Consider the following 9,419-nt stretch of genomic DNA (forward strand, 5'->3'; position numbering starts at 1 on the left):
TCTAGGAGGGATATGGCTTTTCATCGGACTTGCTACCGTATCAAGGCAGGCCAGGCAACATGCCTCGGCGGCGCCAGGAAAAATTACTTGCTGGCCATCATTGTGAACGATCAGTAGTTAATGAGACAAATTGGTCCAATTAGAACACTTCTGTGCAATAGATAACGAGACAAATTCAATAGTTGGCGAGACTCTTTTCATTTAGAAAATGTTGAGCTAGTTTCATACCTTGATGGCTCGTGAGTCGCGAAGTCATATTTCGATTTTTTTCTCGATTCCCCATCGACAAGCGCACGACCTGCTGGAGTCAGTTCGCATGTATAGAACTCACGTCCGTCCCTGATATGAACGCAACGGGAACGGGTACGCCGGCATAAAGTCAGTGAGCTCGGTATCAACAAAGATCTGCACAAGCTAGATCTATTTTTTGCTAAGCCCGTCATTTCGATTAGCCAGATTTTGGATCATGCTTAACGCAAATTGTCGATCAGCCTCAGTCAACATCTGTACATTTTTATAAAGCTGGTCGTTAATACTTGCTCCCATAGGATCTTCGGATCTCCCCAATAGGTAGTCAGTCGTCACATCTAGCGCCATGGCCAACCGTCTGAGATTTTCAAACGAAGGTTTCCTTGTGCTTTCTGGATTTTCAAAGTGAGAGATTGAAGTAGACGGCAGTCCAGTTTCCTCGCCCAACCGCGCTTGGGTCCAACCTCGCAATTGGTCACGCGCATACCGCAGCCTCTCAGCAAATATATTTTTGCCATCGTTCTTCATATTGTCGACTCCTATAATGTTAACTTGACACATTCGACAATAAAGCACATTATTGCCAATACCGACTTGTCGAGTTTGGCAGGTTCAGTTTAGCATCGAAATGAATGAAACCCAAGAGGTCAATCATAAGGAGCAAATCATGACCAAGCATTTCCCAAAAGGATTAGACAATCGTATGCGCGATCAAAATGGCGAAATCCGCAAAAAGCGGGGCGACACTCAGGTAGGAACATTGCGCAAGGAGTATGGAGAGAGTTTCGCGAAAGGGTATCGTTCGGACGCCGAATTAGGCACGGTGCTAAAGAAAGAAGGTGTTGATAGCCTTGATCAATTGCTAAAAAAGGGGAAGTGATGAAGCTGCTATTTCCAAATTGAAAGATTGATTTCCACACCAGCGACCAGATGCTCAGCGACATCGGTTCAATTATCAATTAACAATACAGGCCACGTTATGCAGAAATTCAAAATTGCTCATATCCGAGAACAAGGAGTTAATCTGATAATAATTCCGTTGGATACATCATTCGGGAGGAAGGGGTCTAGCGAACAACAAGAAATTATTGACTCGCTACAAACTGCCTCTACATCCGCCGGGCTGGCGGGGACAGTCGTTCCTGCTTGGAGAGAGGGCACTAGTCACAGGTTTATTGCACCATCAAAATGGCACCCCTTCTTTCAATCGTTCGGATGGAATCAAATATTGGCAAACATCAATAAAGAATTAACCGTTAATTAATGTTCCTAATGATGCAGCAATGGCTTTGATCGCGTTGTCACCATTCAAGACCGCGATCGGATCAACCTAATTTGTCTAAAAAAGGAGATACACATGGCGTTGTACAAATATGAAAATATGGTCGCAAAGTCAACTCATGCTGCATTCGACACATTGCATTCGCCCGGTGCTGTTACACCCTATTCAGGAATATATCGCTGTGAAGTATGCGCGCACGAAATAGTTTCTACTAAATCGCACCCTCTGCCACCGCAAAATCACCACCAACATCCGAGGGGTGAGGCAATTCGATGGCGCCTGACTGTCACCCATGCCTCAAATTAATAGACGGAAACTTGATAGCCGAAAAGGCCCACGGCTGGCCATCGTAGCATGTGCCGCGCATAGCTTAGAGTTTTGAATCCGATCTGGAGAAGCATGGGGCATGAAGCGCGGAACGGCCGTATCCTGCTTGATTCTGCCAGGAAACCTGTGATAGTGTTGTTGCTTGTTTTTCAATCCACAGGGAGTGGGGCATGAATTCGGACGACCAAAGTCTTTCTCATAAGATCAAGATGAAGTTCGGCACGTCGCCCAATGAGCCAGATACGCAGCAGCTCGCTCACATCAAGGCAGATCTGAAGCGAATCTCGGATGCCGGACGCGTGCCAACCAGTGTGGAGTGGCTTGTTATTGTTAAGAGGCATTGCCCGAGCTGCGGCCATTACAAGTACGCAGGAGAGGACAATTCGGATCTTACGACATTGCTGAAATTGGCCACTAAGCCCGCCGGAAAATAACGCATATGACAAACATACAAGCATTCCGCGCTGAGCTGGAGAAGCGATGTAAGATTTACAAATGGAATCCTTCCGACGAAGAGTTACAGGGCATTGCCGCTGAAATTGCCCACTTAGCAGTTACTGTCGCCAACATCGACCGGGATACTCTCGTTGGCGTAGTAACAAGGCACGCAAAGGTCGATTCTTTTTTATTAACCGAAGGCATTGACAATTCGGACTTGAAGACCTTGCTGCTCCTTGCGACGAGAGCGAGATAAGCGCTGATGGCTGGGCACGAGATGTCTAACGAGCAGGCTGTGATCGAGGCCGAGCGAGAGCTTAGGGTGCTCAAGGACGAGTATATGCAGTGCTTGACTCCCGTCGCGATCGCTGTCAACTCCGGAGCTGAGGAGCCGTCGATGGCAAAACTCCTCGAATGCCAGCAATTGGGCAACGCGTACTTCAATGCTGCCGAAGGCCAGGTCGGAAACAGCGGTCTGTTGGGAGCCCATGCGCATGGAAAGTGGGTGACCGGCTTCGCGGAAACATGCCATTCCATACTCGATTCATATGTCTCTCATATGCGATTCCTTCGAAGCTACCGGGACAAAATTGGGGATGTCGAAATTGAGCCGTCCCAGTACGCATTTGCAAACATGCAACGAATGGTAAAGGAATACCTTGACCACAAGAGGTGCGATGAGCTCAAGAACCTCTTCGTGGACAACAATCTACCAACTACAGGATTTACGATGCCAGCGGCAAGAGATGAAGTGAAAGTAACTAAACTACAACGTATTCTTAGTGTGATAATTGGCATTGTCGTGGTCACCGCGATCGTGGTTCTTGCCATCATTTTCCCAAATCCGACGCCATGGCAACAGTTCGTATTTCGAGGTTGTTTAGCAGTTGGAGTGGCTGCGCTCGCGTCGCTTGTTCCGGGCTTCTTAAATGTCAATGCAAGCCTGAAGGGATGGGGCAGTTACTTTACTATTATGGCCGGTGGAGCGCTCGCCATATTCGTCTTAATCTGGTTAAGTTCGCCTCCCGCCCTATCATCGGCTCAGAGCGCTCAAATTCAGCAAGAACCAGGTGAGAGACCCGTTTCACCTGAAAACGGGTCATCTGCCCGGTAACGACTATCCGCTGGCGATTGTCCAGGTGGACCATACGCCATGCCAGATCTGTTTTGTCGACAAGGTGGCCCGGCACAACCGATCGGCGATGGCTGGATGGCCATTTCATCACGCGCCATATCCGCAGGAGTCGTAATTTATGAAATATACAGTGGTCGCCACACCACTCTAAATACTCCACGCAAAAAATATTACAAGCTTAAAGACTTGTTGGCTGAGATGCCTGCGAAACTTCCTATCGATGAGAAGTGGGGCCAAGCGCCTCCGGTAGGTAGGGAGTTCGGCAGTAAGCACTATGAATATTTGACCGAGCTAGACGCTCGCGCCAGAACCGCGAAGGCTGCATTCGACCCGATGACGGCGAGCCGAAGCGGTCTAATCGATCAGACGACATTTTCTAAAATGCGGAAACACCGCCGCCGCTAATGCGAGCATTTCAGCAACTCTCGTGCATTATCGAAAAGCATAGCGATTCGCCATGGCATCATAAAGCGCATGATGTTCAGGAAGTTTATTTTTCTCGTAGAATTCGCGGCAAAGCAGTTCGTCAATATTATTGCCAACGAACGTTTGCCGACACCACTTCGGCACCTGATATTCCAAGGCATTTATCAATAAATCCCAATCAGTCTGAGAATCAACACAGAGTTCGATATAGTCCCGTTGCGCTTTAACCAGTTCTAACCAGGTTCGCAATCTGTCAGGTAATTCGTCCTTGGAACATATCGCGGCTGGGAACTGCCCGAGCAGCGGGATCACGGTTTCCCGCACGAAATCGCTGCACTCGCCATGCTGATACGGAATTTCCGCATAAAACTCTTCGCCGGAATCTGCAATCATCCCGATACTAATCAAATGTGGGCGAATGAAATCTGTGAATTCTGTATCGAGGAATACCTTGAGAGTCATCATTAGATCTCGATCACCAATGCTGGATTAAATGCTTCATTTTCCCATTCAAGCCGATCGACATTCGGCGCTGTTCTCACATTAAATGGATAACCACGTGGGTTGGCAATGACACGCGAATCGCCGATCCGATAGTCGAAGTTGTCGTGCACATGCCCATGTATCCACAAATCCGCTTTCTCAATCAAGGGCGTCAAGTCGCTCACAAATGCCGCATTCAACAGTGTGCCAGCGAAGCGTGGATGAATCGAATTTGGATGTGGTCCATGATGCGTAACAACCACCGTGCGGCCATCAAAATTTTCATCCAATTTTTCCTCCAGCCAAAGACGTGACTTTTGGTGGATATTCAATGCATCTTGTGCGGTGAACCGTCCGTGCCTGCCGCGAATGACTTTGTGATCATTCAAATTTCGTTCAGCTTCTCGCATGGCAGTCAGGGGATTGGAGGGATCCGCCCGGTAATCTGTCCATAGGCAACAGCCAAGAAATCGCACGTCATTGAGGACGTATTCTTTTCGTTCAAGATAGTGCACGTTGCCGCTCGCTTCAAAATTTTCCATCTCTTCAACAAGATCGAAATACTTTTCCTTGTAGGCTTCGTGATTGCCATGCACGTAGATCACTGGTACCGGCCAATCCGCAAAAGCAGTGATCGCTTTGGTATTGCGATGAATGTCACCGGCAATGACTAGGACGTCCGCATCTGCACGTTCAATCACGCGGTAGTCAGGGAATCGCTGATCCAGGAATTCCAGATGCAAGTCAGAGGCAATTTGAATTTTCATCATCAGAGGTGGCGAGAAGCTTACAAAAATTACATGCGAATTGCCAAAGCACAATGAGTCCAATATCGCTATTGCCAATTTTCTGTTGTACTCATTGGGCTAAACGGATCACCAACGCATAGCAACCGATCATATTGTGCGCTTTCCATATCATAGCCCACACAAAAATGATGGTTACTTGGAATGCTGTTAAGTTCCGGCATCCTGTTTGCAGAATCAATTTTATGATGTAACTACTATGCCCTCGCCCTTCTCTTAGCTTATGTACGAGGGCTGTATGAAAAGCAAGCACTGTGCAGCGTGCGGTCAGATATTCTACCCACGTCCCCAAGTTCCGCTACAAAACTACTGTGCTGCCCCAGCCTGCCAGCGTGAACGACGCCGCCGCTGGCAAGAAAAAAAACGACAGTCCGATCCCGACTATCAAGACAACCAAAGTCGAGCCCAACAAGCCTGGTGCAAACAGCATCCCGATTACTGGCGCGAATACCGCATCACTCATCCGGAGTATATGAAGCGAAATCGTACTCAGCAACGTGAACGCAATGAACAAGCGCGGGCGAGTTCAATTGCAAAGATGGACGCGTCAGCACCGATTTTTCGTTTGCAATCAGGGATATATCGCATTGCTGGCGTCGCGTCAGCCGGTATTGCAAAGAAGAACGCGTGGATTGTGGAAATCACTTTAGTTTCAGAGACTTACCGGTAGCATTGGAGAATTGCAAAGAGAGGACGTGATAGGCGCAGCGACATACCGCTGTTACTGTAGCGCTCAGGTGCGCGATGTATACTGCATGCCAGATCAAATACAGTGATTGCGAAATAGAAAATCCTGTGCGCAACATCGTCTGCCGCAATTTGGAGGGCGAACCGTATGCTACGAGATCAGGCAGGCGATGGCGGTGTCCTGAATGCCTCGCAATTCCGGGCCGCTGAGTATGTGAGGATGTCAACGGAACACCAACAGTACTCGACTGAAAATCAACGCGACAAAATCCGTGAATACGCGGCCCAACGCAACATCGAGATCGTCCGCACCTATGCCGACGAAGGTAAAAGTGGCCTGCGCATCGACGGTCGTCAGGCGTTGCAAAGTTTGATTAAGGACGTCGAGACGGGCTCTGCCGATTTCCAGATCATCTTGGTGTATGACGTCAGCCGGTGGGGCAGATTTCAAGATGCGGACGAAAGCGCGTATTACGAGTACGTGTGTCGACGCGCTGGTATCCAGGTCGCCTATTGTGCCGAGCAATTTGAGAACGACGGCTCCCCGGTTTCGACCATCGTCAAAGGTGTCAAACGGGCAATGGCAGGCGAATACAGCCGTGAATTGTCAGCCAAGGTATTCGCCGGACAATGTCGATTAATTGAACTGGGATATCGACAAGGTGGTCCCGCTGGCTATGGCTTGCGGCGCGTACTGATTGACCAATTTGGATCCGTCAAAAGCGAGCTTGCACGTGGCGAACACAAGAGTCTCCAGACGGATCGCGTGATTTTGATGCCAGGCCCCGAAAGCGAAGTCCAAATAGTTAATCAGATTTATCAATGGTTCATCGACGACAGCCTCAATGAATATGAGATTGCCGAACGCCTAAACAACGTGAATATCTTAACTGATCTCAGCCGCCCCTGGACGCGCGCCACCGTACACGAAGTGCTGACCAATGAGAAATATGTCGGCAACAACATTTATAACCGCATATCTTTTAAATTGAAAAAGATGCGAGTGGTGAATAGCGCGGATATGTGGATTAGAAAAGATGGTGCCTTCGAATCTGTAGTACCTCCAGAAATTTTCTATACTGCACAAGGCATCATGCGCGCACGAGCTCGGCGCTTCACCGACGAGGAATTGGTTGAGCGCCTGCGCTCCTTGTACAAAAACAGAGGATTCCTATCTGGACTAATCATCGACGAAATGGAAGGCATGCCGTCATCCACTGTGTATGCCCATCGATTTGGCAGTCTGATCCGAGCCTATGAAATAGTGGGCTTTACGCCCGACCGAGATTATCGCTATCTCGAAATAAACCGATTCCTACGACGTCTGCATCCGAAAATTGTGTTGGAGACTGAAACCAATATAGCCGAGCTTGGTGGGCAGGTTGTTCGCGACTCGGCAACTGACCTGTTGCAGGTGAATCGGGAATTCTCGGTATCCCTGGTGCTAGCCCGTTGCCAGACACATGATTCAGGTCGTAACTGCTGGAAAATCCGGTTCGACAGCAGTCTGGTGCCGGACATCACTGTGGCCGTACGTCTCGACCAAACGAACCAGTCACCTCTTGATTACTATCTATTGCCGCGACTGGATTTCGGTCAGGCACGCCTTAACCTCGCAGAGCAAAATGCAATCGAATTTGACAGCTATCGCTTTGACACTCTCGATTATCTTTATGGCATGGCGGAGCGCGCTCGCATGAGGAGAGCAGCATGACCCAGAATCATAAGCCTGGCGAGTTAAGGATGATCCCGGTAGACCGTATCGACGTACTCAATCCTCGCGAGCGGAATAATAAAGTTTTTGAGGAAATCACAAAAAATATACAGATGATCGGACTCAAAAAGCCGATCACCGTGACACCGCGCGCCGGTTCCGATGGCGAAGAACGCTACTTATTAGTTTGTGGCGAAGGACGCATGAAGGCGTTCAAGTCCTTTGGCGAAACCACTATTCCGGCACTGGTTGTCTCCGTTAGCGATGAAGATGCGTTCATCATGAGCCTTGCCGAGAATATCGCGCGTCGACACTATCGTCCGCTGGAGCTATTCGCGAGCATACAAGCATTGTTCGATCAAGGATATGACCAAAAAGCTATTGCTTCGAAAACAGGATTGACCCTCGAGTACGTGCACGGCATTGTTGCACTCCTGGAGCGTGGCGAGGAGCGATTGTTGGTAGCAGTCGAGAGAGGAAAAATTCCACTCAATGCGGCAATCGCGATCGTTGGTGCAGGCGACGACGACAAGGCCGTGCAGGCCGCATTACAGGAAGCCTATGAATCGGGCAAGCTGCGCGGCAAGCACTTGCAAGAAGCTAGGCGCGTAATCGAGCGACGCCAAACTCTCGGACGATCGGTGGCGCGCGGCACGCCACGTAAAAGAATAGACGTCACAACGTCCAGTTTGGTGCGAACTTATCAGAAGGAAGTCGAACGACAACGTTTGATGGTAAAGAAGGCCGAATTTGCGCAACAACGCCTGCTATTTGTGGTCGGCGCGTTGCGTCAGCTTCTCGCTGACGAAAATTTTACCAATTTACTGCGCGCCGAAGGCTTGGATACTTTGCCCAAATATTTGACGGATCGAATATGGACGGCTGGGAGCAAGCCATGACGGGGATATCGCTCGGCTTTTCTCTTGAACCGCTATCTCTGCCGCTCACCAGCATCCTTCCTTCACGGAAGATGCCCGAAGGTCTCATCACGTCTCGCAAATTCAAACAGATTTGCTCCTCCATTGGAGAGGTCGGTTTAATCGAACCCCTATCCATTACACCTGTCATTCGCGACTTAGAGCAACATATGCTTCTGGATGGGCATATCCGCCTCATCGCAATGCGCGATCTTGGATTTGTCGATGCGCCGTGCCTGGTGTCGACGGACGATGAAGCATATACCTACAACAGTCGTATCAATCGGCTATCAACGATCCAGGAACATTTCATGATCCGCCGCGCCATTGATCGCGGAGTCTCGCCCGACCGGCTTGCCAAAGTGTTGAGTGTCGACGTAAGTCAAATACTCAAGAAAATGAATTTGCTCGACGGCATCTGCGCCGAGGCGGCAGACATGTTGAAAGACCGACAGTTTTCAGTGGAAATATCCAGGGTGCTGCGCAAGATGAATTCAACTCGGCAGGTCGAGTGCGTCGAGTTGATGATTGCAGCGAACACCGTGACGGTGGCTTACGCTGAAGCTATGCTGGTGGCAACGCCGGAGGAATTCCTGGTAGAAGCAAAAAAGACGTTGAAGCTGACCGGTGTCACGCAGGAGCAGATGGCAAAAATGGAGCGGGAAATGGCAAATCTCCAAGGGCAATACAAAATGGTCGAACAAAACTACGGTCAGGACGTGCTCAATTTGGTTCTCGCCAAAGGCTATTTGACGAAGCTATTGGAGAACCCAACAGTTGCCCGTTATCTCCGCCAACGGCAGCCCGAAGTATTGGCTGAATTCGAGTTGATCATTAGAACGACCGCGCTGGATCAATGAGGTAAAAAATCGGGGGCGAAGGGTCTGCTCATTGACTAAACTATTTTAACGATTGCCAAGCCCAAGCAGAATAGAACAATCTGGAAGGGACAGCA

The 9,419-nt window shown here is 49.3% G+C and carries 12 protein-coding genes; 9 read left to right on the plus strand and 3 right to left on the minus strand.

Annotation, left to right across the window (positions count from 1 at the left end; translation table 11 throughout):
• Positions 1 to 420: 420 nt before the first annotated feature.
• The gene (locus CPter91_RS23895) at positions 421 to 777 is read right to left on the minus strand and encodes a helix-turn-helix domain-containing protein (protein ID WP_061945124.1); all 357 of its coding nucleotides are present in this window, start codon (positions 775 to 777) and stop codon (positions 421 to 423) included.
• A 139-nt stretch (positions 778 to 916) separates the two neighbouring features.
• Between CPter91_RS23895 and CPter91_RS23900 the strand changes: the two genes are divergently transcribed.
• The 5 genes from CPter91_RS23900 to CPter91_RS23920 all read left to right on the plus strand — a co-directional run bounded on the left by CPter91_RS23900 (position 917) and on the right by CPter91_RS23920 (position 3,836).
• Positions 917 to 1,129, plus strand: a complete 213-nt coding sequence (locus tag CPter91_RS23900; RefSeq protein WP_061946586.1) for a hypothetical protein — start codon at positions 917 to 919, stop codon at positions 1,127 to 1,129.
• Between the two features lie 899 nt (positions 1,130 to 2,028).
• On the plus strand, positions 2,029 to 2,292 hold the full coding sequence (locus CPter91_RS23905; protein WP_061945126.1) for a hypothetical protein: 264 nt from the start codon (positions 2,029 to 2,031) through the stop codon (positions 2,290 to 2,292).
• A 5-nt stretch (positions 2,293 to 2,297) separates the two neighbouring features.
• Positions 2,298 to 2,552, plus strand: coding sequence for a hypothetical protein (locus tag CPter91_RS23910; protein WP_061945128.1), 255 nt, complete (start codon positions 2,298 to 2,300; stop codon positions 2,550 to 2,552).
• A 21-nt stretch (positions 2,553 to 2,573) separates the two neighbouring features.
• Complete coding sequence (locus CPter91_RS23915; RefSeq protein WP_167595217.1) at positions 2,574 to 3,410, plus strand: hypothetical protein; 837 nt, start codon at positions 2,574 to 2,576, stop codon at positions 3,408 to 3,410.
• A 39-nt stretch (positions 3,411 to 3,449) separates the two neighbouring features.
• Positions 3,450 to 3,836: a hypothetical protein gene (locus tag CPter91_RS23920; protein WP_061945132.1), complete on the plus strand. Its 387-nt coding sequence runs from the start codon at positions 3,450 to 3,452 to the stop codon at positions 3,834 to 3,836.
• A 27-nt stretch (positions 3,837 to 3,863) separates the two neighbouring features.
• Here the strand turns inward: CPter91_RS23920 and CPter91_RS23925 are convergent, their stop codons facing one another.
• Positions 3,864 to 4,322: a hypothetical protein gene (locus tag CPter91_RS23925; protein WP_335340111.1), complete on the minus strand. Its 459-nt coding sequence runs from the start codon at positions 4,320 to 4,322 to the stop codon at positions 3,864 to 3,866.
• The gene (locus CPter91_RS23930) at positions 4,322 to 5,110 is read right to left on the minus strand and encodes a metallophosphoesterase (RefSeq protein WP_236905899.1); all 789 of its coding nucleotides are present in this window, start codon (positions 5,108 to 5,110) and stop codon (positions 4,322 to 4,324) included. The genes CPter91_RS23925 and CPter91_RS23930 overlap by 1 nt, the downstream gene beginning before the upstream one ends.
• Positions 5,111 to 5,384: 274 nt before the next feature.
• On the opposite strand from CPter91_RS23930, the gene CPter91_RS26095 reads away from it, so the two are divergent.
• The 4 genes from CPter91_RS26095 (at position 5,385) to CPter91_RS23950 (ending at position 9,324) form a co-directional block, all read left to right on the plus strand.
• On the plus strand, positions 5,385 to 5,816 hold the full coding sequence (locus CPter91_RS26095) for a hypothetical protein (RefSeq protein ID WP_082793556.1): 432 nt from the start codon (positions 5,385 to 5,387) through the stop codon (positions 5,814 to 5,816).
• 165 nt (positions 5,817 to 5,981) lie between these two features.
• The gene (locus tag CPter91_RS23940) at positions 5,982 to 7,547 is read left to right on the plus strand and encodes a recombinase family protein (RefSeq protein ID WP_061945136.1); all 1,566 of its coding nucleotides are present in this window, start codon (positions 5,982 to 5,984) and stop codon (positions 7,545 to 7,547) included.
• Positions 7,544 to 8,446 carry a plasmid partitioning protein RepB C-terminal domain-containing protein gene (locus CPter91_RS23945; RefSeq protein WP_061945138.1) on the plus strand — a complete coding sequence of 301 codons (903 nt, stop codon included), beginning with the start codon at positions 7,544 to 7,546 and terminating at the stop codon, positions 8,444 to 8,446. The genes CPter91_RS23940 and CPter91_RS23945 overlap by 4 nt, the downstream gene beginning before the upstream one ends.
• Positions 8,443 to 9,324, plus strand: coding sequence for a plasmid partitioning protein RepB C-terminal domain-containing protein (locus tag CPter91_RS23950; RefSeq protein WP_061946594.1), 882 nt, complete (start codon positions 8,443 to 8,445; stop codon positions 9,322 to 9,324). The genes CPter91_RS23945 and CPter91_RS23950 overlap by 4 nt, the downstream gene beginning before the upstream one ends.
• The last annotated feature ends 95 nt before the right edge of the window (positions 9,325 to 9,419 follow it).

This window comes from Collimonas pratensis, assembly GCF_001584185.1.
GTDB lineage: Bacteria > Pseudomonadota > Gammaproteobacteria > Burkholderiales > Burkholderiaceae_D > Collimonas > Collimonas pratensis.